Source organism: Pseudomonas sp. T8 (assembly GCF_024610635.1).
Lineage (GTDB): Bacteria > Pseudomonadota > Gammaproteobacteria > Pseudomonadales > Pseudomonadaceae > Aquipseudomonas > Aquipseudomonas chlororaphis_I.
This window is the reverse complement of sequence record NZ_CP102374.1, coordinates 2134423-2157109: the sequence shown is the minus strand read 5'-3', so window position 1 is coordinate 2157109 and position 22687 is coordinate 2134423. Positions and strand designations below refer to the sequence as shown.

Sequence of the window (22687 nt, the reverse complement as noted above, 5' to 3'; positions counted from 1 at the left end):
GGGTGGTTAGCGAGCTGTGCGCACGCCATCGAGCAGGGCATCGACCACTGCGCGAGCCATCTCCACGGAATGCACCATGGACCAGATCAGGCCGCGTTCGATGCCGCTGCCCTGTTCGGTGATTTCATCCGAGACTTCTTCGGCGCATTTGAGCAGCAGTGAAACATGCATCAAGGCTTCTTCGGCATTCACCCCGGCCTGTACCGCGAACAGCGGGCGCTGCTGGGCGTCGCGCAGGCCGAACGGCTGGCTGCGGGTTTCTTTGAGTTGTGTGAGCAGCGGTTGCTGCTGGTCGTTGAGCGACAGGAGCAGGGAGATATTCGCCGCGTCCAGTTCAGGATCGCGTAGTCGACGCGGGGTAGTGAGTGGCGGATCGGGGACGAGCTTTTTCATGTGTGCGATTCCTTTAGCATTTAAGGAACTGCCAAATCTCACTTCCACATGAGGGGTGGCAGCCGTGCGTAGGTGTGGAAGACCGGAGCTAAAGGAATCCGGCGCACCCGAAGGTGCCCCACGCACAGCCGCCATAGAACAAGTTCACCAGTGCCATGAGGCACCCGTGCTTGTTGAGAGGGTTGTACGTCCTTAGCTCCAGACTTCCACATCCGGGTCGTTGAAATTGCAACGACCCACGCAGACTGCCCGATCAAATTCAGGGGTACAACCGGCCCAAAGGCGTTCCAGAGTTTCTAGGAAACCCCTTACAAAACAAAGCGAAAAATCGACTGCCGCCTTACCGCAAAACTGCCATTCCGCTCATGCGCGGTCCCCTGTAGCCGCTGCCGCAGGCTGCGATCGACTGCAAAGCAGTCGCCAGCCATTCGATTGCGCTCAGCTGAAATACGGTGTCACCCGCGATGGCGGCCGCTGCGCGACCGAACGCAGCCTGCGGCAGCGGCTACAGGAATCGACGAGCGGGCGGGGAGAGGGGTAATGATCCAAGTACTTGAAGCCGTTCAGATTTTTTAATCTTTACAGAGCGGTTGTAACTTCGCCGCAGATAGGTACAATGGCGCGGCTCGCCGTCAGGTGAGCGTCGTTATGGTGACCCCATTGGTCCCCTCGCAACGATCAGCCGTGAACCCGGTCAGGCCTGGAAGGGAGCAGCCGCAGCGGTGACATTGTGTGCCGGGGTGTGGCTGGTGGGGTTGCCTCCATAACGCCCTCTGTCGGTCCTCGACGAATGTTTTGAATTCTCCCCCTGCTTTCACCTGATCTGGCCTCTCGCCGGTCGCTCGTTTCATTTCCCCAATCGTTCCTGCAACAACTGCGCAAACGCGTCCCGTGCGGTGTGGCGTTCTATTTCCTTGTTCCAGACAAAACGAATGTCGATCGGCTGCAGGTCGGCGAAGCGGTGGCGCGTCAGGCCCGCGGACAGGGTGTAGCGCTCGAGCACGCCTTCCGGGGCCAGGGTCATGCCGGCACCGGCGCTGACACAGTCGATGATGGTGCCCCAGCTGGCATAGCCGATGATGGTCGCGGTCACGTCGTGGGCGTTCAGCCAATGCTCCAGGGCGCGGCGGTAAGGGCAGCCGCCGGGCCACATGAACAGGGTCTGGTCTTGCAGGTCGCGCGGGCTTAGTACAGGTGCCGCATCGGCGCTGGCGACCAGCACCAGGGGCTCGCTGTAGAGGGCGGTGCGCTCCAGCTTTGGCTGGGGCGTGTCGACCGCAACCAATGCGCCGTCGATCCGGTGGTGTTGCAGCTCTTCGAACAACTGCGACCAGGTACCGGTTACCAGCTCCAGAGTGACCTGGGGAAAGCGCTGATGGAACTCCGCCAGCAGCGGCGGCAGGCGTCCGCCGGCACAGGACTCGATGGCGCCGATGCGCAGGATGCCGCTGGGTTCGGCCTGGCGATCGACGGCGCGTTTGGCTTCATCCACCAAGGCCAGGATGCGCTCGCTGTAACCCAGAAAGATTTCCCCATCCGGACTGATTTTCAGCCCGCGGCCCGCGCGGATAAACAGCCGGGTGCCCAGCTCGCCTTCCAGTTGCTTGAGGCGGTTGGTGATGTTGGAGGGCACGCAATGCAGTTGTTCGGCCGCCCGGGCAATGCTGCCGGTACGGGCGACTGCTTTCACCATCTTCAGCTGGCTCAGTTCCATTGCTCATTTCCAGTGAGGTCTGGTCTCAGTATCCGTTAATTGTGGTGAGTTGTGGCGGGCGGGAGACTGAAGGCCTTCCTTGTGCTACCGAGTGCCTGTGTCTTGAATATCTCCCCTGCGTTGAAACTGGTCCTGGCGACCGCCGCGGTCATTCTGTGTTGGGCTTATTCCCCGGTGGGTATCCACATCGGCCTGGAGGGTTACGAGCCTGGCCATCTGGCGTTGCTGCGCTTTCTGATCGCTTCGCTGTTCATGGGCGCCATCGCCCTGGTGAAAAGAATCGCCCTGCCACGCTGGCGCGATCTGCCCTGGTTGCTGGTACTGGGCTTTTTTGCCATCGCCCTGCATCACGTCAGCCTCAACTATGGCCAGCAGGGGTTGAGCGCGGGGGCGTCCAGTGTGCTGGCGCAGTCGGCGCCGATCTTCAGCACCCTGATTGCGTTTTTCTGGTTGAGGGAGCCGGTCAGCGGCTGGCGCTGGGGTTGTGTCGGGCTGGGGTTGTTCGGCGCGGTCGTGGTGGTCTGGGGCGACCAGGGCGTGGCGTCGATCAAGCCTCAGGGATTGCTCGTACTGCTGGCGGCCTTCTCCTGGGGGTTGTACTTCGTGTTGCAGCGGCGTTATTCGGGGCGTTACGACCTGCTGACCACCGTCTGCTACATGGTCTGGGCCGGCACCTTGCTGTTGAGCCTGTATTGGCCGGGGCTGGCGGTCGCGGTGGTCCAGGCGTCGTGGCGGGTGAACCTGGCGGTGTTGCTGCTGGGGCTGTTTCCCAGTGCGCTGGCTTACCTGGCCTGGGCCTACGTGCTGGCGCGGGTCGAGGTCAGCCGCGCGTCCATCGCCATGTACCTGATACCGCCGATCGCCATGCTGCTGGCGGCGCTGGTCCTGCATGAGCGGGTGCATGGCGCGGTGGTCGTGGGGGCGGCGATCGTCCTCGGCAGCGTGATGGCGATGCAGTTGGAGGGGCGTTGGTCGCGGCGTCGCTCGGTACTGCCGGAGGCTATCGCCGCGACTGCCGTTCACTCCAGGATCGGGCAGAACACCCTGAGTCGATGTCCGTCCAGGTCCAGGGCGACGAAGGTGTAGCCGAAGTCCAGGGCGGTCGGATCCTGGGCGATGCTCACGCCGGATTCGGCCCATTGGCTGTGCAGTCGGTCGACGGTCTGGTTGTCGGCCACCCCTAAGGCCAATTCGCCGCCGCCACCGGCGACCTGGGTGGCTGGCTCGACATCCTGCCTGGACCAGAGGCCGAGCTTGAGCCCCGAATCGAGGATGAACAGGGCGAAGGTCGGCGACAGCTCGACCGGCGGCCTGTCCAGCAGGCGGCTGTAGAAATTGGCGCTGGTGGCGGGGCTGTCGACGTATAGCAGAAGGTAAGTGCTGGTAGCGATCATCCGGACTCCTGGAAAGGTTGGGCTGCGCACGCCAGCTTAAGGGGCGCCGTTGTCAGTTCCTGTCAGGAGTCATCTGGGGGAAATAAAGAGGAGGCAGGCTATCGGCTTCGATAGGGCTGCCTCCTCTGCGTGTTGCTCGGCTCTAAGGCTTGGACAAGGCCAGGTCTACCGCTGCTATCAGCTTTCCCAGGTCCTTCGGGGTGGCTTTGTGAATGACACCGAACAGATACGCCCGCTGTTCGTCTTCGTCGCCCAGATCTGCGAAAAAGGCTTTCAGCTTCACTCCCAGTACATCGGCCAGCAGGAACAGCGCTTCCACACTGGGGGTGTAGGTGCCGGTTTCGAAGCGGCTGATGGTTTTAGGGTCAAAACCGGTTTTTTCGCCTAGTTCAGCCTGAGTAAGCCCCGCTACCTTGCGGTAACGCCTGATGGCTGGACCCAAACTTGAAATTTGCATCGCTCAATTCCCATTTAGAATCAAGAACTTAACGATAAATCTTTGCATTAGGCAACGCCATGATTCATCACCTTGCCTTGCAAAATGTGATGCAATTCGTAGAATCGACGCTTCGGACAGGCATTTGGTGATCTAGTTTCAGAAGATGAACTGATGAAACAAGAACTCATTGCATTTTCCTTGTTCACCAGAATCGAGGGTATGGCGCAGGCGCGAACGTCTCGCTGATGATTGCCAGTGTCCCACCCGCCAAATTCGGCTGATCCTTAAGTGATTTTAGTTGGTCTTCGTCGATTCGAAGGTCAATGACGGTGTCGGTCGCTGTACGGTTGCAATTGTGTCAGGTGGGGCAAGACGGTGCGCCATTTTCCGTGAGTCGGCCTCTTGCCGGCTTGTCTGGGCTGGCATTGTCGAATGCTGTCTATGGAGTTTTAACGTGCGTCTGAATGTGCCGGTCACCTCTGTTGAACAGATATTTTCGGACCAGCAGCCCAGGCCTGCCTGGGATTGCGAAAATATTGAGAGTGAACGCCCAAACATCTCTTCCGGGCTCCGTGCCCTGGTCGAGCGGTTCAACCGCTAGCGACAGTGAGTCAGACTCATGGATGAGAAATACCGCAGGGCCGTGGATGCAGCCGCCATTTTTTCCGAGACCGACCTGACCGGCCGGATCACTTACGTCAACGACCAGTTCTGTTCGATTTCCGGCTACAGCCGAGAAGAGCTGCTGGGCGCCAATCACCGGATTCTCGGCTCCGGCCTGCACCCTCCCGAATTCTTCAGCAGCATGTGGCGCACCATTGCCCTGGGCCAGGTCTGGAAGGGCGAGATCTGCAACCGGGCCAAGGACGGGACTTTATATTGGGTCGACAGCACCGTCGTACCTTTGCTCGATGAGGCCACTGGTCGGGTCCAGCGTTATGTGGCAATTCGTTTCGATATCAGTGAAAAACGGCGCTTGCTGCACTCGCTGCAATGGCGGGTCGGCCACGATGTGCTGACCGGTTTGCCCAACCGTTCCTTCCTTTCCGACCTGCTCAACCAGGCGCTGGATTACTCGCGCAAGGAGAACATCGCGCTGGCGGTGTGCATGCTCGATCTCGACGGCTTCAAGGCGGTCAACGATGGCTACGGGCACGCCAGCGGCGATCTGTTGCTGGTGGAGGTAGCGGCGCGCCTGCGCTCGATCATTCGCGGCGAAGACGTGGTGGCGCGCCTGGCCGGGGACGAGTTCGTGCTGATCCTGCGCCATGTGCGCGACATTCGCGAGTTGCGGGCGGCGCTGCATCGGGTGCTGGGGGTGATCTCCACGCCCTATCTGATCCAGGACAAGGAGATCAACGTCTGCGCCAGCATCGGCGTGACGCTGTTTCCCGCCGACAACGACGATGCCGACACTTTGTTGCGGCATGCCGACCAGGCGATGTACGTGGCCAAGCAGAGCGGGCGCAATCGCTTTCACTTGTTCGATGTGTCGCGGGACCGCGAGGTCAAGGCTACCCACCAGACCGTGGAGCGGGTCCGGCAGGCGTTGGCGTCCGGCGAGCTGTGCCTGCACTTTCAACCCAAGGTCAATATGCGCAGCGGCGAGGTGGTGGGTTTCGAGGCGTTGCTGCGCTGGCAGCATCCGCAGCGGGGCATGGTCGCGCCTCGGGAGTTCCTGCCGCTGGTGGAGGAGACCGACCTGATCGTCGATATCGGCGAGTGGGTGATGGAGCAAGTCATGGCCCAGTTGCGGCAATGGCAGCTGGCCGGACAGCGCTGGCCGATCAGCGTCAATATCGCAGCGCGGCATTTCCAGCGGGCGGATTTCGTCGACCGACTCAAAGCGGTGCTCGAGCGCCATCCACAGATTGCCCCGCAGTTGCTGGACCTGGAAATCGTCGAAGCGGTGGCGGTGGAGAATATCCAGCATGTCAGCGCTTGCCTCGAGGCCTGCCAGGCGCTGGGGGTGCAGTTTTCCCTGGGGGATTTCGGCACCGGGCATTCGTCGCTGAGCTACCTCAAGCGCTTGCGCACCCAGACCATCAAGATCGACCGCATGTTCGTGCGCGACATGCTGCACGACCAGGGTGACCTGGCGCTGACCCAGGCCCTGATCGGCCTGGCCCGGGCGTTTGACCGGCAGGTGGTGGCCGAGGGCCTGGAAAGCATGGAGCACGGCGAGTTGCTGATGTCGCTGGGCTGCGACGTGGCGCAAGGCTATTTCATCGCCCCGCCCATGCCGGCCAGCGAGGTGCCGGGTTGGGTGGCGACCTTCCTGCCGCCGCTGGAATGGTGTCCGCAGGACGAAGTCGGCTGACGCCTAAGGTGCCTCGTAGCTCTGCGGGGCGCTCTCGGTCGGCCTGCGGCCGGTGTACAGGCCGATGAGGTCGTCGATCTCTCCTGACATCTTCATGCGCAACAAGGTGCGCAGCACGCGTTGCACCGGCAGCGCCGGATCGTTGCGGACGACGCAGCCGACCGCCTGTTCCTGCAGGATGGCCACGCTGTGCAGTTGCTGCTCGGGCGGCAAGGTCTGATTGAACCAGTCCAGCGTCCATTGGTTGCTCACCGCGTAGCGGTAGCGGCCGGCCCAGAGTTTTTGCAGCACCTGTTCCTGGTTGCGCGCGTCGTCGCGGAGCAACTGGCGGCTGTCGAACAAGGGTTGCAGGGAAGGGTAGGTGTAGCTGAGGACGGTGCCGATGGGCTGCGTCGGCAGGTCCCGGGGCGTGACCGGGAATAGGTGTCGCTCGCGGCCGACCAACAGGTCGCGCTGAATGAACAGCGGGATGCTCCAGATGTAATCGCCGGCCTGGTTGGGCAGCCAGGACTGGGCGGCATAACAGCGGACATCGATTTCCCCGTGATCCATGGCCGCCTGCACGCGGGCCCGCGCCAGGACGTGGAATTCGGCCGGGGTGCCGACCTGGGTGGCGAGGCTGGCCATCAGGTCGTGGAGAATGCCCTGGGTGGGTCGGCCACGTTCGATCTGTACCACGGGCATGGCCCAGCTGTCGGGGATCGAGAAGCGCAGGGCCGGTTCTGCGGCAAAACCATTCATGGCAACCAGCAGAAAGGCGCCCAAGGCTAAACGCATAGAGTCTCCACGCAGGAAAAGGCCGCTGACGAGCCTGACAAAAAGCAGCTTAGCCAGATTAGACGAGCGCACCGGATGCAATTTCGCCCTTGCTCCGCTAGCATTACGGGCTTCCGCTTCCCAGTTGCGACGGTTTTCGATGAGTTATCAGGTTCTTGCACGTAAATGGCGTCCGCGCTCGTTTCGCGAAATGGTCGGCCAGACCCATGTGCTCAAGGCTCTGATCAATGCCTTGGACAGTCAGCGGCTGCACCATGCCTATCTGTTTACCGGCACCCGCGGGGTGGGCAAGACCACCATCGCGCGGATCATTGCCAAATGCCTGAACTGTGAAACAGGCATTACTTCCACGCCCTGTGGCACCTGCTCGGTATGCCGCGAGATCGACGAAGGGCGTTTCGTCGACCTGATCGAGATCGACGCCGCGAGCCGGACCAAGGTCGAGGACACCCGCGAGCTGCTGGACAACGTGCAGTACGCACCGAGCCGCGGACGCTTCAAGGTCTACCTGATCGACGAAGTGCACATGCTGTCCAGCCACTCGTTCAACGCCTTGTTGAAGACCCTGGAAGAGCCGCCGCCCTACGTCAAATTCATTCTGGCGACCACCGACCCGCAGAAACTTCCGGCAACGATTCTTTCGCGCTGCCTGCAGTTCTCCCTGAAGAACATGACCCCGGAACGGGTGGTCGAGCACCTGACCCACGTGCTGGGCGTCGAGAACGTGCCGTTCGAAGACGACGCGCTGTGGCTGTTGGGCCGCGCCGCCGACGGTTCGATGCGCGATGCCATGAGCCTCACCGACCAGGCCATTGCCTTCGGTGAAGGCAAGGTCATGGCCGCCGATGTGCGGGCGATGCTCGGCACTCTCGATCACGGCCAGGTCTACGACGTCCTGCATGCGCTGATCAACGGCGATGCCAAGGCCTTGCTCGAGGCTGTGCGCCACCTGGCCGAACAGGGCCCGGACTGGAACGGCGTGCTGTCGGAGATTCTCAACGTCCTGCACCGTGTGGCCATTGCCCAGGCCTTGCCGGACGGTGTCGACAACGGCCATGGCGACCGCGACCGGGTGCTGGCCCTGGCCCAGGCGTTGCCGGCCGAAGATGTGCAGTTCTATTACCAGATGGGCCTGATCGGCCGGCGCGACCTGCCGCTGGCGCCGGACCCGCGCGGTGGTTTCGAGATGGTCCTGCTGCGGATGCTGGCCTTCCGGCCAGCGGACTCGGCAGATGCGCCGAGACAGCCGCTAAAGCCAGTGGGGATCAGCCAGGCCACAGTTGATTCCGCCCAATCCGTGGCTGGCGCAGCCGTTGCTGCGCCGGTAAGTGTTGCCGCCGCTCCGGTTGCAGCGCCGGTGGTCGAGGCCGCTCCAGCGGTTGCCCCTGTCGCAGTGCCCGCACCGGCTCCTGTAGCGCCCATGGCGCCTGCGCCGCAGCCTGTGGTCGAGGCGCCAGCGCAGGCTGCGCCTGTCGCCGCCGAAGAGGTGGTCGACCTGCCGTGGAACGACCCGGTCGAACCGGTCGTCGCACAGCAGCCGGCCGTCGAGCCCGTGCTGGAGACCGCCGCGGAGCAGCCTGAGCTGACCCCGATGCCGACCCCGACCCCGGACAGCGTGGTGCCGGATGCGCCGGAATGGGTCAGTGCCCCGGTGCCGGAGCCCAGCGTTGCCGAGGTCGATGCCGCGACGCCGGGCATCGACCTGGATGACGAGCCGCCGCTGGACGAAGACTACATCGAGCCGGACATGGATTCGGCCTACAGCTACCTGGACGAACTGGCCAGCGAACACGCCGCCGATCCCGAGCCGGAACCCGAGCCGCTGCCGGCTGCCCAGCCGGCCACCGGCCTGGCGCTGGAGTGGCTGGAACTGTTCCCGAAACTGCCGATTTCCGGGATGACGGCGAGCATCGCCGCCAACTGCACCTTGATCGCCGCCGAGGGCGACAACTGGTTGCTGCACCTGGATCCGGCCCACAGCGCCCTGTTCAACGCCACTCAGCAGCGGCGCCTGAACGATGCCCTGAACCAGTATCACCAGCGCACGCTGACGGTGAGCATCGAGCTGATCAAGCCCGAGCAGGAAACCCCGGCCCAGGCCGCGTCGCGTCGCCGTGCCAATCGCCAGCGCGAAGCCGAGGAGTCGATCCACGGCGATCCGTTCATCCAGCAGATGGTGCGGGAGTTCGGCGCGGTGGTCCGTCACGATACTATTGAACCTGTCGAGGCCCTGGTCAGCCAGGGTTAATAACTGAAGGGCGCCGGGCCTTGAGGCCGGGCGCTGTTTTTATCCAAGTACTTTGAGGTGATTCCCATGATGAAAGGTGGCATGGCCGGCCTGATGAAGCAGGCGCAGCAGATGCAGGAAAAGATGGCCAAGATGCAGGAAGAGCTGGCCAACGCCGAAGTCACCGGCAAGGCGGGTGGCGATATGGTCACCGTGGTCATGACCGGTCGTCACGACATCAAGCGCGTGAGCATCGACCCAAGCCTGCTGGAAGGCGTCAGCGAAGATGACCGCGAAGTGCTGGAAGATCTGTTCGCCGCTGCCGTCAACGACGCCGTGCGCAAGATCGAAGCCAACAGCCAGGACAAGATGTCCGGCATGACCGCTGGCATGCAACTGCCACCGGGTATGAAACTGCCGTTCTGATTCGCGCCAGCGCATTGGTCGAACTTAAAAATGCCAGGCATCGCGCCTGGCATTTTTGTTTGTGCCGCCTGTAGCCGCTGCCGCAGGCTGCGATCGAGCGCGCAGCGGTCGTCATTCAGGCGATGGGGTCTGGCTGGATGATTGCGGTTGCCGTGCAATCGATCGCAGCTTGCGGCAGCGGCGTGGGAGAGAAACATCGAACGCCGAGCGCTATACGATGGTCTGCACTCTGTATGGCCCGATTCAATTCTCGATAAGGAGTTGCTCTGATGTCGCAAGCATTGACCCTCAACCAGCGCATCGTTCTGGTCTCCCGGCCCCAGGGCGCGCCCGTGCCGGAAAACTTTCGCCTGGAGCGGGTGGCACTACCGGATCTGGCGGATGGCCAGGTGCTGCTCAAGACCCTTTATCTGTCGCTGGACCCTTATATGCGCGGGCGCATGAGTGATGCGCCGTCCTACGCCGCTCCGGTGGAAATCAACGAAGTGATGACCGGCGGCGCGGTCAGCCGGGTCGAGCGCTCGCTGAACCCGAAATTCCAGGAGGGCGACCTGGTGGTGGGTGCCACCGGGTGGCAAAGCCACAGCATTTCCGATGGCCGTAACCTGATACCGGTGCCGGCGGGTTTGCCCAGCCCCTCGATGGCCCTGGGCGTGCTGGGTATGCCGGGCATGACCGCGTACATGGGCCTGATGGACATCGGCCAGCCCAAGGCCGGAGAGACCCTGGTGGTGGCCGCGGCCTCGGGGGCTGTGGGCTCGGTGGTGGGGCAGGTGGCGAAGATCAAGGGGCTGCGGGTGATCGGTGTGGCGGGTGGTCCCGACAAGTGCCGCTATGTGGTCGAGGAGCTGGGGTTCGATGCCTGTATCGACCACCACAGCCCGAATTTTGCCGACGAGCTGGCGCAGGCCTGCTCCGAGGGCGTGGACATCTACTTTGAAAACGTCGGCGGCAAGGTGTTCGATGCGGTGCTGCCGTTGCTCAACCCCAAGGCGCGGATTCCGCTGTGCGGGCTGATTGCCCAGTACAACGCCCAGGAACTGCCGCCGGGGCCTGACCGCCTGCCATTGTTGCAGCGCCAGCTGTTGACCAAGCGCGTGCGCATCCAGGGGTTTATCGTGTTCGACGACTACGGCGACCGGCAACCGGAGTTTGTCAGCGCCATGGCGCCCTGGGTGCTGCAAGGCAAGGTCAAGTTCAAGGAGGATGTGGTCGACGGCCTGGAGCGCGCGCCGCAAGCCTTCATCGGGCTGCTGGAAGGACGCAACTTCGGCAAGCTGGTGGTGCGGGTCGCCCCGGACTGAGCATTTGACGCTAATCGGAGGCGCGGGTATAAACCGCGTCTCGTCGTTTTGTCGGACCTTTCCCCATGAGCTTCAGCCCCCTGATTCGCCAACTGATCGATGCCCTGCGCACTTTGCCGGGCGTGGGTCAGAAAACCGCCCAGCGCATGGCCTTGCAGCTGCTGGAGCGCGACCGCAGCGGCGGTACGCGGTTGGCCCAGGCGCTGAGCCAGGCCATGGAGGGCGTGGGCCACTGCCGCCTCTGCCGCACCCTCACCGAGGACGATCTGTGCCCGCAATGCGCCGATCCGCGCCGTGACGACACGCTGTTGTGCGTGGTCGAGGGGCCGATGGATGTCTATGCGGTGGAGCAGACCGGTTATCGCGGTCGCTATTTCGTGCTCAAGGGCCACCTGTCGCCTCTCGACGGCCTCGGCCCGGAAGCCATCGGTATTCCCCAACTGTTGGCCAGGATCGAAGAGCAGGGCAGTTTCACCGAGGTGATCCTGGCCACCAACCCGACGGTGGAAGGCGAGGCGACCGCCCATTACATCGCCCAGCTGTTGACCAACAAAGGCCTGATCACCTCGCGTATCGCCCATGGCGTGCCCCTGGGCGGCGAGCTGGAGCTGGTGGACGGCGGCACCCTGGCGCACTCGTTTGCCGGGCGCAAGCCAATCAGCCTGTAAGCGTTTCGGCCAGCAAGCTCGCCGCTGCCAGAGGGGCTTGCTTGCTGGCCGCGCTCTGTCGCTTAAACGCGACTTTTCTTGAAAACCAAGCAAGCGCTAGGTAAGTTTCCTCAACCTTCAGAGGAGCTTGCCGATGTCTGCCTGCCAGGAATACTTCGACCCTAGCCATCAGTTGGTCCGCGACAGCGTTCGACGTTTCGTCGAGCGGGAAATCCTCCCGGACATCGATCAATGGGAGGAGGCGCAAGGCTTCCCCCGCGAGCTGTACCTCAAGGCTGGCGCAGCCGGCATCCTGGGCATCGGCTATCCAGAAGCCCTGGGTGGCAGCCACGAGGGCGACCTGTTCGCCAAGATCGCCGCCAGCGAGGAACTGATGCGTTGTGGCTCCGGCGGCCTGGTGGCGGGCCTGGGCTCGCTGGACATCGGTTTGCCGCCGGTCGTCAAATGGGCGCGCCCCGAGGTCCGCGACCGGGTGGTGCCGCAGGTATTGGCGGGCGAGAAGATCAGCGCCCTGGCGGTCACCGAGCCCGGTGGCGGTTCGGACGTGGCCAATCTGCAGACCCGGGCGCTGCGCGATGGCGACTGCTACCGCGTCAGCGGCAGCAAGACCTTTATCACCAGTGGCGTGCGCGCCGACTTCTACACGGTGGCCGTGCGCACCGGCGAACCCGGTTTCGGTGGCATCAGCCTGCTGCTGATCGACAAGGGCACGCCGGGATTCACCGTCGGCCGGCCACTGAAGAAGATGGGCTGGTGGGCGTCGGATACCGCCGAGCTGTTTTTCGACGATTGCCGGGTGCCGGCCAGTCATTTGATCGGGGTCGAGAACATGGGCTTCGCCTGCATCATGGGCAACTTCCAGAGCGAGCGCCTGGCGCTGGCGCTAATGGCCAACATGACCGCGCAGCTGGCGTTGGAGGAGAGCCTGAAGTGGGCCCGGGAGCGCGAGGCGTTCGGCAAGCCCATCGGCAAGTTCCAGGTGATCAAGCATCGTCTGGCGGAGATGGCGACCGCGCTGGAGGTGTCCCGCGAATTCACTTATCGCCAGGCAGCGAAGATGGCGGCGGGCCAGAGTGTGATCAAGGAGATTTCCATGGCCAAGAACTTCGCCACCGATACGGCCGATCGCATCACCCACGATGCCGTGCAGATTCTCGGAGGGCTGGGCTACATGCGCGAAAGCCTGGTGGAGCGGCTGTACCGCGACAACCGCATCCTTTCCATCGGCGGCGGCACCCGGGAAGTGATGAACGAAATCATCAGCAAGCAGATGGGGCTGTAGGCCTGCCGGAGGCCCCTGTAGGAGCGAAGCTTGCTCGCGATAGCGCCGGCCCTGGCAACCCAAATGGCAGCGATTTACCGTTCGCTCAACGAGAACTGCGTCAGGCAGAAGGTTGGAATGTCCATGTCTCGCAGGCGCTGCGAGCCGCCCAGTTCCGGCAGGTCGATGATGGCGGCGGCTTCGTAGACGCTGGCCCCCATGCGGCGCACCAGGTTGGCCGCGGCGATCAGGGTACCGCCGGTGGCGATCAGGTCATCGAACATCACCACCGAATCGCCTTCGCACAGGCTGTCGGCATGGACCTCGAGAAAGGCTTCGCCGTATTCGGTCTGGTAACCCTCGGCAAGCACATCGGCCGGCAGCTTGCCTTGCTTGCGGAACAGGATCAGCGGTTTGTTCAGCTGGTAGGCGAGGATCGAGCCGATCAGGAAGCCGCGGGCGTCCATGGCGCCGATATGGCTGAAGTCTTCTTCGACATAGCGCTGGGCAAAGCTGTCGGCGACCAGGCGCAAGGCCTTGGGCGACTGGAACAGCGGGGTGATGTCACGGAAGATCACGCCCGGTTTGGGGAAGTCGATGACTGGGCGGATCAGGGATTTGATGTCGAAGGAATCGAAGGCCATCGTGGCAGTGTCCTGGCGGGCATGAAGTGGAGCGCGCCAGTATAGCCCCGCCCGAGCCGCTTGGCTCGGGCGGGGGCTCTGCCTCAGCCTTCCAGGGAGCCGCCGGCGAGGGCGCACAGCTGGATCGGGTCGAGAATGTGCACCTCTTTGCCTTCAGCGGCGATCAACGCGTTCTGCTGGAAGCGGGTGAACACCCGGGATACGGTTTCCACCGCCAGGCCCAGGTAGTTGCCGATCTCGTTGCGCGACATGCTCAAGCGGAACTGGTTGGCCGAGAAGCCACGGGCGCGGAAGCGTGCCGACAGGTTGACCAGGAACGTGGCGATGCGCTCGTCGGCGGTCTTTTTCGACAGCAACAGCATCATCTGCTGGTCGTCGCGGATCTCGCGGCTCATCACTCGCATCAGCTGGCGGCGCAGCTGGGGCAACTGCAGGGCCAGTTCGTCGAGGCGTTCGAAGGGGATTTCACAGACCGACGTGGTTTCCAGGGCCTGGGCGGAAACCGGGTGGATCTCGGTGTCCATGCCGGACAGGCCGACCAGTTCGCTGGGCAGGTGGAAGCCGGTGATCTGTTCTTCGCCGCTGTCGCTGAGACTGAAAGTCTTCAGGGCACCGGAGCGCACAGCATAGACGGAGTCGAATGCGTCGCCCTGGCGAAACAGGAACTCGCCTTTTTTCAGCGGGCGACCGCGTTTAACGATCTCGTCCAGCGCATCCATGTCTTCCAGATTCAGAGAAAGTGGCAGGCAGAGGGGGGCCAGGCTGCAATCCTTGCAATGGGCCTGGTTGTGAGCGCGCAGTTTTACTGGCTCGGACATTCAATAGAATCCTTGTGGGAAAACACACATAAGCCGTAAGGGTAACTCACGGGAGGAGGTTCCGGCCAGTCCGTGCCGTATTGGCGCTTAGTCGTAAAGCTGTCCGTTTGTAGCCTCCAGGCCACTCCGGGAAAATGCGCTCGTGCAGTCCGTTCAAGGTATTTCCAGCGCTGGCCGTCACTTGCACTCGCCGATTGTCTCGGCGTCAAGTATCAGGCTTGCTTGCGCCCTGTCTCTCCCGACAGTTTTTGCCCGTAATCTGCGACAAGTTGTCGCGCCTGGCGCTCAGGCTGCCGCGCCTGATGCCCCTAGATGACCCGGGAAAAACGCTGTCGATTCTGTTGCTCCAGATACGCGTCGAACACCATGCACACCGAACGCACCAGCAGGCGCCCGGCCGGCAGGACTTCGATGTTTTCGTTGCTCAGCTTGATCAGGCCGTCTTCGGCCATGGCTTGCAGCTGTGGCCACAGCTCGCCGAAATACCCGCGAAAGTCGATGTTGAACTGCTGCTCGATGGTCTCGAAGTCGAGGCTGAAGTTGCAGATCAGCTGCTGGATCACCGCGCGTCTGACGCGGTCGTCCTGATTGCACACCAGGCCACGGCTGGTGGCCAGTTGCGCGCCACCCAACAGGTTCTGGTACTGGTTCAGGTCGCTGCTGTTCTGGCAGTACAGGTCGCCGATCTGGCTGATGGCCGAGACGCCCAGGCCGATCAGGTCGCAGTGGCCATGGGTGGTGTAGCCCTGGAAGTTGCGTTGCAGGGTCGACTCTTCCTGGGCTATCGCCAGCTCGTCGTCGGGCAGGGCGAAATGGTCCATGCCGATGTAGCGGTAACCGGCGGCCGTCAGTTGTTCGATGGTGCGCTGCAGCATCTGCAGTTTTTCCGCCGGGGCCGGCAGCTCGTGGCTGTTGATCCGCCGTTGCGGCATGAAGCGCTCTGGCAGGTGCGCGTAGTTGAACACCGACAGCCGGTCCGGCTGCAGGTTGATGACTTCCTCGACGGTGCGGGCGAAGTTGTCCGGCGTCTGTTTCGGCAGGCCGTAGATCAGGTCGATGTTGATCGAACGAAACTGCAGGGTGCGCGCCGCTTCGATCACCGCCCGGGTTTCTTCCAGGCTCTGCAGGCGATTGACCGCGCGCTGTACCGCCGGGTCGAGGTCCTGCAGGCCGATGCTGACCCGGTTGAACCCCAGCTCGCGCAGCAGGCCCATGGTCGACCAGTCGGCTTCGCGCGGGTCGATCTCGATGCCGTAGTCGCCCGAGTCGTCGTCCAGCAGGTTGAAGTGCTGGCGCAGATGGCCCATCAGTTGCCGCAGTTCGTCATGGCTGAGAAAGGTCGGGGTACCGCCGCCAAAGTGCAGTTGCTCGACCTTCTGCCCGGGGTCGAGATGGCAGGCGATCAGCTGGATTTCCTGTTCCAGGCGCTGCAGGTAGGGCAGGGCGCGCCCGCGGTCCTTGGTGATGACCTTGTTGCAGGCACAGTAGTAGCAGATGTTCGCGCAGAACGGCACATGCACGTACAGCGACAGCGGGCGCAGCGCCTTGCGGCTTTCGCGCAGGGCGTGGAGCAGGTCGAAGGTGCCCACCTGGCTGTGGAATTGCACAGCGGTGGGGTAAGAGGTGTAGCGCGGTCCCGCCAGGTCGTAACGGCGGATCAGATCGGTGTCCCAACGAATGGCGTCGAGCATGCGGGAATTCCCCCGGTAGGCAGGCAGTGTTCGCGAGTCTAGGGGGTTGGCGCCCGGGCCATCTTGATTTGCATCAAGGCTGGCGGGTGCGCGCTGCCTGCCGGGCGGGCCTTGTATGGTTGTTGGCGATGGCCGGCAGCCTCAGTGGCCCATCAACCAGTGCTGATGCGGACCGGGCAAGGTCCAGATGCCGAACAGGATCACCAGCAGGCCACCGGCCATGCGCACGCTGCGCCGACGCAGCAGTGCGGTGACCCGCTCCGCCGCGAGCCCGGTCGCCAGCAGCACCGGCCAGGTACCCAGGCCGAAGGCCAGCATCAGCAGGGCGCTGTCGAGGGCGTTGCCCTGGCTGGCGGACCACAGCAGGGTGCTGTACACCAGGCCGCACGGCAGCCAGCCCCAGAGCGCGCCCAGCAGCAGGGCGCGCGGCAGGCTCGACACCGGCAGCAGGCGGTTGGCCACGGGCTGTATATGCCGCCACAGGCCGCGTCCAAGGCTTTCGATACGGGTCAGGCCGCTCCACCAGCCGGCCAGGTACAAGCCCATGGCGATCAGCAGCAGACCGGCCAGCACGCGCAGGGCCATGGCCGCCGGACTGCTGGCCACGGCCCAGCCGGCCAGGCCGATCAGCAGGCCCGCGGTGGCGTAACTGAGGATGCGCCCCAGGTTGTAGGCCAGCAGCAGGCGAAAGCGCCGGCTGCGCTGCTCCTGGGGAATGGCCAGGGTCAAGGCGCCCATCAGGCCGCCGCACATGCCCAGGCAGTGACCGCCGCCGAGCAGGCCGAGGATCACCGCGGAAACCAGCAGCGGCGCCAGCTCAAGCATGGGGCGGTGCCTGGTCTTTGTGCGGCGGCTGTTCGGCCGCCGGCTGGCCCTTGGCCTCGTCGATCGCGGCGGTGTGCTTGGGGTCCTGGTCGTCGAACAGAATGCTGTGGGCGGGGCCATCGAGGTCATCGTACTGACCGCTGTCGACCGCCCAGAAGAAGATGTAGATGGCGATGGCCACGATCAGCAGCGCCGCCGGAATCATCACGTAGAGAGCTGGCATGGGTAGGCTCCATGCCCGCGCGGCTCAGGCCGGCAGCGGGCGGGTTTGGGTCGTGGCCTCGGCCTGGGGCTGACGCGGCAGGCGAGTCAGGCGCAGGGCATTGAGCACCACGGTCAACGAACTGATGGACATGCCGATGGCGGCCCATACCGGAGTGATCCAGCCGAGGGCGGCGAACGGCAGCATGAGGCCATTGTACAGCCCGGCCCACAGCAGGTTCTCGATGATTATCCGGCGCGTGCGACGGGCCAGGCTGAAGGCCTGCACCAACGCGTCCAGGCGGTTGGACAGCAGCACCGCGTCGGCGCTGGTCTTGGCCAGGTCGGTGGCCGAGCCCATGGCCACGCTGATATCGGCGGCGGCCAGCACCGGGACATCGTTGACCCCATCGCCGAGCATCAGCACTTTGCGGCCCTGGCGATGCAGTTGTTGCAGCACCTGCAGCTTGTCGTCCGGGCGCAGGCCGCCGCGGGCTTCGTCGATGCCCAGTTCGGCGGCGACGCTGGCGACCATCGGCGAACTGTCGCCCGAGAGCAGCAGGGTGTTCCAGCCCCGCGCCTTGCAGGCGGCCAGCAAGGCCGGCGCATCGCTGCGCAGGCGATCGTCAAGGACAAACCAGGCCAGTGGCCCCTGGGTATCGCCCAGCAGCAGCCATTGGCCGGCTTCGTCCGGCATCGCCGGGACCGTGCAGGCGCTGAGCTCGCAGACGAAGGCGGGCTGGCCGATGCGCAGGCGTTGCTCGCCCACCAGGCCTTCCAGGCCCAGCCCGGGCATGCTCAGGACTTCCTCGGCGGCCAGTGGCGCGCGGCCGAAGGCCCGGGCAATCGGGTGTTCGGAGCGGTTTTCCAGGGCGGCGGCCAGGCCCAGGCACTGCTGGCTGTCGAGGTCACCCAGGGGCCGAATCGAGCGCAGGGCCAGGCGCCCTTCGGTGAGGGTGCCGGTCTTGTCGAAAATCACCGTGTCGATCTGGTTCAGGCCTTCGAGCACGTGGCCGCGGGTCAGCAGCAGGCCGAGTTTGTGCAGGGTGCCGGTGGCGGCCGTCAGCGCGGTCGGGGTGGCCAGGGACAGCGCGCAGGGGCAGGTGGCGACCAGCATCGCCAGGACGATCCAGAAGGCCCGGGAAGCGTCCAGCTGCCACCAGAGCAGACCGATGGCGGCCGCGGCGATCAGGGAGAACAGCAGGAACCACTGGGCGGCGCGGTCGGCGATTTCCGCCAGGCGCGGTTTCTCCGCCTGGGCCCGATCCAGCAGGCGGACGATGGCCGACAGGCGCGTGTCCTGCCCCAGGGCCAGGACTTCCACGGTCAGCGCGCCCTCGACATTGAGGGTGCCGGCGGTGACCGCATCGCCGATGCTGCGCGGTTGCGGCAGGTATTCGCCGGTGAGCAGGGACTCATCGATGCTCGACTGGCCATCGAGGATCTTGCCGTCCGCCGGCAGGATGGCGCCGGGGTGCACCAGCACCTTGTCGCCCAGGCGCAGTTCGCTGAGCAGGATGCGTTCGCTCTGGCCGTCAGTACCCAGGCGCAGGCACGAGGCCGGCAGCAGGTTCACCAGTTGCGCGGTGGCGGCGGCGGTGCGTTCGCGGGCGCGGCGTTCCAGGTAGCGCCCGGCCAGCAGGAACAGGGCGAACATGCCCACGGCATCGAAGTACAGCTCGCCGACCCCGGTGATCGAGGTCCAGATCCCGGCGATGTAGGCGGCGCCAATCGCCAGGGACACGGAAACGTCCATGGTCAGGTGGCGGGTGCGCAGGTCGCGCAGGGCACCCTTGAAAAACGGCGCGCAGCTGTAGAACACGATCGGCGTGGTGAGAAACAGCGCGACCCAGCGCAGGATGGTGTGCAGCTCGGGGCTCAGGTCGATATTGAATTCCGGCCAGGTGGCCATGGTCGCCATCATCGCCTGGAACCACAGCAGCCCGGCCACGCCCAGCTGGCGCAGGGCCAGGCGGTTTTCGCTGGCCAGTTGCTCGGAGGCGCGGTCGGCCTGGTAGGGATGCGCTGCATAGCCGATCAGGCGCAGTTCGCTGAGCACCTGGCTCAGTGGCAACTGGCTGTCGGCCCAGCGCACATGCAGGCGATGGTTGGACAGGTTCAGTCGCGCTTCGGCCACCGCCGGCAGGCTGCGCAGGTGTTTCTCGATCAGCCAGCCGCAGGCGGCGCAGCTGATGCCTTCCATCAGCAGGGTGGTTTCGGCCAGTTCGCCTTCATGCCGGACAAAGGGTTGCTGCACATCCGCGCGGTCGTAGAGCGCCAGTTCGTCCACCAGTTGCACCGGCAGGGCCTCGGGGTTGGCTGAGGCTTCGCTGCGATGCTGGTAATAGCTTTCCAGTCCGCCGGCCACAATCGCTTCGGCCACTGCCTGGCAGCCCGGGCAGCACAGTTCGCGGCGCTCGCCGAGAATCACTGCGGTAAACCGACTGCCCGACGGGACGGGGAGGGCGCAGTGGTAGCAGGGGGTTGGGGTGGTCATGGCGTGATCTTTATGGGCTGGAAGGACCTCATCGCCGGCAAGCCGGCTCCTACGGGAGATTACGTGGATCCGTAGGAGCCGGCTTGCCGGCGATGCACGAAGCGCGTGTTTATTTTTTCAGGTCTTCAGCCCCCTGCAGCGGTTCGTCACCCAGCAGCAGGTCCTTGTCGTGGCTGACCTGTTCCTCTTCGAACATGCGCCAGGTCTTGTCGCCTTCGACGCCCAGCAGTTCGACAAAACGGCGGCCATCGACCTTGTCGCTCAACTGGCCAATGTAGCGGCCCTGTTCGGTTTCGCTGCGGGCGAGGGTGATCTTGCGGTCTTTTTCCGGCTGGGTCGGCGAGATCAGGTTCAGCTCCAGGGTGGCGGGCGCGCTGTTGCCGCTCAGGTGCAGGTCGACTTCGCCGGTGAGGTCATCCAGGTGCACGCTGGCGCGCAGTTGAAGGGTCTGGGCCAGCAGTTCGCGGTCCAGGGAGCGGTTGATGCCTTTGCCGGCCTCGTAGTAGTTGTCGTTGACCAGGTTGTCCGGGTTGTTCACCGCAATGGTCACCATGGACAGGGTCAGGGCCACCGAGCAGGCCAGGATGCCGATGATGATCCAGGGCCAGAGGTGCTTGTACCAGGGGCTTGTGGCGGTCGCTGCGGGCATGATGACTTCTCTTAACGAATTTGTGGGCCGATGAACCGGCTCTTGGCTTCAACGTGGACGCTTTCGTCGTCGGCGTCCTTGAGGATGAATTTCACCTCGTTGGTGCTCGACGGCAGTTGCTCCGGCGAGCTCGACAGCTCGATCGGCATGCTGACGATATCGCCGGCCGCCACCTTGATCTCGCGTCGGCCTTGCAGCTTGAGGTCCGGCAGGCCGGCGGCGTCCAGTACGTAGGTATGGTCGCGCTGATCCTTGTTCATGATCTTCAGACTGTAGACGTTCTCGATCCGGCCTTCGGCGTTCTCGCGATAGAGCACGCGGTCCTTGCTGACATCGAAGCCCACCAGCGAGCGCATGAAGAACGCGGTGACCAGCAGGCTGATCATCGTCAGCAGCACCAGCGCATAACCGATCAGGCGTGGACGCAGTTTATGGGTTTTCTGCCCGGACAGGTTGTGCTCGGTGGTGTAGCTGATCAGGCCGCGCGGGTAGTCCATCTTGTCCATGATGTTGTCGCAGGCGTCGATGCAGGCGGCGCAGCCGATGCATTCGATCTGCAGGCCGTCGCGGATGTCGATGCCGGTCGGGCAGACCTGGACGCACATGGTGCAGTCGATGCAGTCGCCCAGGCCCATGGCCTTGTAGTCGACACCTTTTTTGCGCGGGCCGCGACCTTCGCCGCGACGCGGGTCGTAGGAGACGATCAGGGTGTCCTTGTCGAACATCACGCTCTGGAAGCGGGCGTAGGGGCACATGTAGATGCACACCTGTTCGCGCAGCCAGCCGGCGTTGCCATAGGTGGCGAGGGTGAAGAAGCCGACCCAGAAGTACGACCAGCCATCGGCCTGGCCGGTGAAGAAGTCGATGACCAGCTCGCGGATCGGCGAGAAGTAGCCGACGAAGGTCATGCCGGTGACGAAGCCGATCAGCAGCCAGAGGCTGTGCTTGCTGAACTTGCGCAGGAACTTGTTGGCGCTCATCGGCGCCTTGTCGAGCTTGATGCGCTGGTTGCGGTCGCCTTCGGTGACCTTCTCGCACCACATGAAGATCCAGGTCCAGACGCTTTGCGGGCAGGTATAGCCGCACCAGACGCGCCCGGCGTACACGGTGATGAAGAACAGGCCGAAGGCGGCGATGATCAAAAGCCCCGACAGCAGGATGAAATCCTGGGGCCAGAAGGTGGCGCCGAAGATGAAGAACTTGCGCTCCGGCAGGTTCCACCAGACAGCCTGGTGGCCGCCCCAGTTGAGCCACACCGTACCGAAATACAGCAGGAACAGGGCCGCGCCGCCCACCATCCGCAGGTTGCGGAAGAGGCCGGTGAAAGCGCGTGTGTAGATTTTTTCCCGAGAGGCGTAGAGATCTACGCTGTTGTTCGAATTCTTGGCAGGAGGGGTAACGTCATGTACCGGAATCTGGTTGCTCATCATTGCATCCCACGGCAGTGGAGAAATGCCCCGGTCAGTACGTGCCGACCGCGATCAAATAGGGGTGTTGCAGTGGCGCAATGATACGCCTGTCGCTCTAGCTCAGGGGTGCGACCTTTGGTCGCGTTGGGGGAAATCAATTGATGGTGTAATGACTTGAATCAATTGACTTGTGAATTATGGACGCTTTTCGTCGCGACCGCGTTCAATCGCTCCACGGGTTGAGCAACTGCACACCGCTGGACTGGAAGTCGGCGATGTTGCGGGTAACGACTGTCAGCCCATGTTCCAGGGCGGTCGCCGCAATCAGGGCATCGCATTCATTGCTGCGATCCGGAACATGCAATCGGGCGCAGCGCATAGCGACAGCAGGGTCAATGGCCAGGATTCGTCCGTCGAAAGCGGGCATCACGCGCAGTTCCAGCCAGGCACGCAGCAGGGCCCCTTGGGTGCGATCGCGGCGTTCCAACCGCAGGATGCCGGTTTCCAGTTCCAATAACGTAATGACTGATAAAAACAGGCTGGTGGGCGCCACGGTCTGAGCCCAGGCCACTACCTGGCGATCAGCGTTGGGCTTGCGTAATTCGGACACAACGTTGGTATCGAGCAAAAACATCAGGACAGATCGATCTCGCGAGGAATGATGGTTGCGCGCTCTGTTTCGAAATCGATTTCAGGCGCTTCAGGCATGGCCAGCATGTCGACGATGCTGGTGTTCAGGCCGCTCAGTTTTTCGTAGTCCTCAATGCTTAGCAGCACATGGGCGGGCCTGCCACGGTCGGTGATGATGACCGGGCCGTTTCTGGAGGCTTTTTTGGCACCACTTGTGTCCTGATTGAATTCGCGGCTGGAGATGGTGGTGATAGGCATCGTCATACCCTCGACAAGAATTTCATGTAGCAACGTTACTACTCTTGGCGGGGAGGGGGCAATCTCAACCGGGGGTGGAGCGACGGACGTGAGGGAGAGGGAAATAAAAAGGCCCCGCCAATGGACATTGGCGGGGCCTTTT

22 protein-coding genes and 1 other RNA gene are annotated in these 22687 nt (G+C 63.5%); 8 read left to right on the top strand and 15 right to left on the bottom strand.

From position 1 onward, the window contains the following. Window positions 1-6: 6 nt before the first annotated feature. Window positions 7-393 carry a DUF6124 family protein gene (locus NRG23_RS09600; protein WP_009047925.1) on the bottom strand — a complete coding sequence of 129 codons (387 nt, stop codon included), beginning with the start codon at window positions 391-393 and terminating at the stop codon, window positions 7-9. A 658-nt stretch (window positions 394-1051) separates the two neighbouring features. On the opposite strand from NRG23_RS09600, the gene ffs reads away from it, so the two are divergent. Further along, window positions 1052-1148, top strand: an RNA gene (gene ffs / locus NRG23_RS09595) — signal recognition particle sRNA small type. 92 nt (window positions 1149-1240) lie between these two features. On the opposite strand, the gene NRG23_RS09590 is transcribed toward ffs, so the two are convergent. Then, window positions 1241-2107, bottom strand: a complete 867-nt coding sequence (locus NRG23_RS09590) for a LysR family transcriptional regulator (RefSeq protein ID WP_106696893.1) — start codon at window positions 2105-2107, stop codon at window positions 1241-1243. A 102-nt stretch (window positions 2108-2209) separates the two neighbouring features. Here NRG23_RS09590 and NRG23_RS09585 point away from each other — a divergent pair, with 102 nt between their 5' ends. After that, the gene (locus tag NRG23_RS09585; protein ID WP_257374564.1) at window positions 2210-3193 is read left to right on the top strand and encodes a DMT family transporter; all 984 of its coding nucleotides are present in this window, start codon (window positions 2210-2212) and stop codon (window positions 3191-3193) included. On the opposite strand, the gene NRG23_RS09580 is transcribed toward NRG23_RS09585, so the two are convergent. Both NRG23_RS09580 and NRG23_RS09575 read right to left on the bottom strand, forming a co-directional pair. Continuing rightward, window positions 3127-3501 (bottom strand): VOC family protein, encoded by a 375-nt coding sequence (locus NRG23_RS09580; RefSeq protein WP_257374562.1) that lies wholly within the window; start codon window positions 3499-3501, stop codon window positions 3127-3129. The genes NRG23_RS09585 and NRG23_RS09580 overlap by 67 nt on opposite strands. A 142-nt stretch (window positions 3502-3643) precedes the next feature. Then, window positions 3644-3958 (bottom strand): helix-turn-helix domain-containing protein, encoded by a 315-nt coding sequence (locus NRG23_RS09575; protein WP_007922376.1) that lies wholly within the window; start codon window positions 3956-3958, stop codon window positions 3644-3646. A 601-nt stretch (window positions 3959-4559) separates the two neighbouring features. Here NRG23_RS09575 and NRG23_RS09570 point away from each other — a divergent pair. Beyond that, window positions 4560-6260 (top strand): bifunctional diguanylate cyclase/phosphodiesterase, encoded by a 1701-nt coding sequence (locus tag NRG23_RS09570; protein ID WP_103331033.1) that lies wholly within the window; start codon window positions 4560-4562, stop codon window positions 6258-6260. Window positions 6261-6263: 3 nt separating this feature from the next. Here NRG23_RS09570 and NRG23_RS09565 read toward each other — a convergent pair whose 3' ends face one another. Beyond that, the gene (locus NRG23_RS09565; RefSeq protein ID WP_038631208.1) at window positions 6264-7037 is read right to left on the bottom strand and encodes an ABC transporter substrate-binding protein; all 774 of its coding nucleotides are present in this window, start codon (window positions 7035-7037) and stop codon (window positions 6264-6266) included. Between the two features lie 139 nt (window positions 7038-7176). On the opposite strand from NRG23_RS09565, the gene dnaX reads away from it, so the two are divergent. The 5 genes from dnaX (at window position 7177) to NRG23_RS09540 (ending at window position 12944) form a co-directional block, all read left to right on the top strand. Continuing rightward, window positions 7177-9285 (top strand): DNA polymerase III subunit gamma/tau, encoded by a 2109-nt coding sequence (gene dnaX, locus NRG23_RS09560; RefSeq protein WP_257374559.1) that lies wholly within the window; start codon window positions 7177-7179, stop codon window positions 9283-9285. A gap of 66 nt (window positions 9286-9351) precedes the next feature. Then, complete coding sequence (locus tag NRG23_RS09555; protein ID WP_009047931.1) at window positions 9352-9690, top strand: YbaB/EbfC family nucleoid-associated protein; 339 nt, start codon at window positions 9352-9354, stop codon at window positions 9688-9690. A gap of 269 nt (window positions 9691-9959) precedes the next feature. Next, window positions 9960-10994, top strand: coding sequence for an NADP-dependent oxidoreductase (locus NRG23_RS09550; RefSeq protein WP_009047932.1), 1035 nt, complete (start codon window positions 9960-9962; stop codon window positions 10992-10994). Between the two features lie 65 nt (window positions 10995-11059). Beyond that, a complete protein-coding gene (recR, locus tag NRG23_RS09545; RefSeq protein WP_009047933.1) occupies window positions 11060-11662 on the top strand; it encodes a recombination mediator RecR in 603 nt (200 codons plus the stop codon). 133 nt (window positions 11663-11795) lie between these two features. Beyond that, entirely contained in the window at window positions 11796-12944 is a 1149-nt protein-coding gene (locus NRG23_RS09540) for an acyl-CoA dehydrogenase family protein (RefSeq protein WP_009047934.1), read from the top strand. Window positions 12945-13018: 74 nt separating this feature from the next. Here the strand turns inward: NRG23_RS09540 and NRG23_RS09535 are convergent, their stop codons facing one another. From NRG23_RS09535 to NRG23_RS09490, 10 genes are all read right to left on the bottom strand, one after another. Beyond that, the gene (locus NRG23_RS09535) at window positions 13019-13567 is read right to left on the bottom strand and encodes an adenine phosphoribosyltransferase (RefSeq protein ID WP_009047935.1); all 549 of its coding nucleotides are present in this window, start codon (window positions 13565-13567) and stop codon (window positions 13019-13021) included. 83 nt (window positions 13568-13650) lie between these two features. Then, window positions 13651-14385 (bottom strand): Crp/Fnr family transcriptional regulator FnrA, encoded by a 735-nt coding sequence (fnrA, locus tag NRG23_RS09530; RefSeq protein WP_009047936.1) that lies wholly within the window; start codon window positions 14383-14385, stop codon window positions 13651-13653. Window positions 14386-14693: 308 nt separating this feature from the next. Continuing rightward, window positions 14694-16076: an oxygen-independent coproporphyrinogen III oxidase gene (gene hemN, locus NRG23_RS09525; protein ID WP_009047937.1), complete on the bottom strand. Its 1383-nt coding sequence runs from the start codon at window positions 16074-16076 to the stop codon at window positions 14694-14696. Between the two features lie 141 nt (window positions 16077-16217). Further along, a complete protein-coding gene (locus tag NRG23_RS09520) occupies window positions 16218-16901 on the bottom strand; it encodes a sulfite exporter TauE/SafE family protein (RefSeq protein WP_009042956.1) in 684 nt (227 codons plus the stop codon). After that, the gene (ccoS, locus tag NRG23_RS09515) at window positions 16894-17124 is read right to left on the bottom strand and encodes a cbb3-type cytochrome oxidase assembly protein CcoS (RefSeq protein ID WP_009047938.1); all 231 of its coding nucleotides are present in this window, start codon (window positions 17122-17124) and stop codon (window positions 16894-16896) included. Before ccoS ends, NRG23_RS09520 begins: the two co-directional genes overlap by 8 nt. A 24-nt stretch (window positions 17125-17148) precedes the next feature. After that, window positions 17149-19599, bottom strand: coding sequence for a heavy metal translocating P-type ATPase (locus NRG23_RS09510; RefSeq protein ID WP_016704964.1), 2451 nt, complete (start codon window positions 19597-19599; stop codon window positions 17149-17151). Between the two features lie 109 nt (window positions 19600-19708). Beyond that, a complete protein-coding gene (locus NRG23_RS09505) occupies window positions 19709-20248 on the bottom strand; it encodes a FixH family protein (RefSeq protein WP_016704963.1) in 540 nt (179 codons plus the stop codon). Window positions 20249-20259: 11 nt separating this feature from the next. Next, on the bottom strand, window positions 20260-21675 hold the full coding sequence (gene ccoG, locus NRG23_RS09500; protein ID WP_257374544.1) for a cytochrome c oxidase accessory protein CcoG: 1416 nt from the start codon (window positions 21673-21675) through the stop codon (window positions 20260-20262). 205 nt (window positions 21676-21880) lie between these two features. After that, a complete protein-coding gene (locus tag NRG23_RS09495) occupies window positions 21881-22291 on the bottom strand; it encodes a type II toxin-antitoxin system VapC family toxin (RefSeq protein ID WP_101282056.1) in 411 nt (136 codons plus the stop codon). Further along, a complete protein-coding gene (locus NRG23_RS09490; RefSeq protein ID WP_016704960.1) occupies window positions 22291-22545 on the bottom strand; it encodes a type II toxin-antitoxin system Phd/YefM family antitoxin in 255 nt (84 codons plus the stop codon). Before NRG23_RS09490 ends, NRG23_RS09495 begins: the two co-directional genes overlap by 1 nt. Window positions 22546-22687: the final 142 nt, after the last annotated feature.

Bases quoted from the DNA above. Each gene is read 5' to 3' on its own strand.
- NRG23_RS09600 (WP_009047925.1), bottom strand. From the start codon at position 393: ATGAAAAAGCTCGTCCCCGATCCGCCACTCACTACCCCGCGTCGACTA.
- NRG23_RS09590 (WP_106696893.1), bottom strand. From the start codon at position 2,107: ATGGAACTGAGCCAGCTGAAGATGGTGAAAGCAGTCGCCCGTACCGGC.
- NRG23_RS09580 (WP_257374562.1), bottom strand. From the start codon at position 3,501: ATGATCGCTACCAGCACTTACCTTCTGCTATACGTCGACAGCCCCGCC.
- NRG23_RS09575 (WP_007922376.1), bottom strand. From the start codon at position 3,958: ATGCAAATTTCAAGTTTGGGTCCAGCCATCAGGCGTTACCGCAAGGTA.
- NRG23_RS09570 (WP_103331033.1), top strand. From the start codon at position 4,560: ATGGATGAGAAATACCGCAGGGCCGTGGATGCAGCCGCCATTTTTTCC.
- NRG23_RS09565 (WP_038631208.1), bottom strand. From the start codon at position 7,037: ATGCGTTTAGCCTTGGGCGCCTTTCTGCTGGTTGCCATGAATGGTTTT.
- dnaX (WP_257374559.1), top strand. From the start codon at position 7,177: ATGAGTTATCAGGTTCTTGCACGTAAATGGCGTCCGCGCTCGTTTCGC.
- NRG23_RS09555 (WP_009047931.1), top strand. From the start codon at position 9,352: ATGATGAAAGGTGGCATGGCCGGCCTGATGAAGCAGGCGCAGCAGATG.
- NRG23_RS09550 (WP_009047932.1), top strand. From the start codon at position 9,960: ATGTCGCAAGCATTGACCCTCAACCAGCGCATCGTTCTGGTCTCCCGG.
- recR (WP_009047933.1), top strand. From the start codon at position 11,060: ATGAGCTTCAGCCCCCTGATTCGCCAACTGATCGATGCCCTGCGCACT.
- NRG23_RS09540 (WP_009047934.1), top strand. From the start codon at position 11,796: ATGTCTGCCTGCCAGGAATACTTCGACCCTAGCCATCAGTTGGTCCGC.
- NRG23_RS09535 (WP_009047935.1), bottom strand. From the start codon at position 13,567: ATGGCCTTCGATTCCTTCGACATCAAATCCCTGATCCGCCCAGTCATC.
- fnrA (WP_009047936.1), bottom strand. From the start codon at position 14,385: ATGTCCGAGCCAGTAAAACTGCGCGCTCACAACCAGGCCCATTGCAAG.
- hemN (WP_009047937.1), bottom strand. From the start codon at position 16,076: ATGCTCGACGCCATTCGTTGGGACACCGATCTGATCCGCCGTTACGAC.
- NRG23_RS09520 (WP_009042956.1), bottom strand. From the start codon at position 16,901: ATGCTTGAGCTGGCGCCGCTGCTGGTTTCCGCGGTGATCCTCGGCCTG.
- ccoS (WP_009047938.1), bottom strand. From the start codon at position 17,124: ATGCCAGCTCTCTACGTGATGATTCCGGCGGCGCTGCTGATCGTGGCC.
- NRG23_RS09510 (WP_016704964.1), bottom strand. From the start codon at position 19,599: ATGACCACCCCAACCCCCTGCTACCACTGCGCCCTCCCCGTCCCGTCG.
- NRG23_RS09505 (WP_016704963.1), bottom strand. From the start codon at position 20,248: ATGCCCGCAGCGACCGCCACAAGCCCCTGGTACAAGCACCTCTGGCCC.
- ccoG (WP_257374544.1), bottom strand. From the start codon at position 21,675: ATGAGCAACCAGATTCCGGTACATGACGTTACCCCTCCTGCCAAGAAT.
- NRG23_RS09495 (WP_101282056.1), bottom strand. From the start codon at position 22,291: ATGTTTTTGCTCGATACCAACGTTGTGTCCGAATTACGCAAGCCCAAC.
- NRG23_RS09490 (WP_016704960.1), bottom strand. From the start codon at position 22,545: ATGCCTATCACCACCATCTCCAGCCGCGAATTCAATCAGGACACAAGT.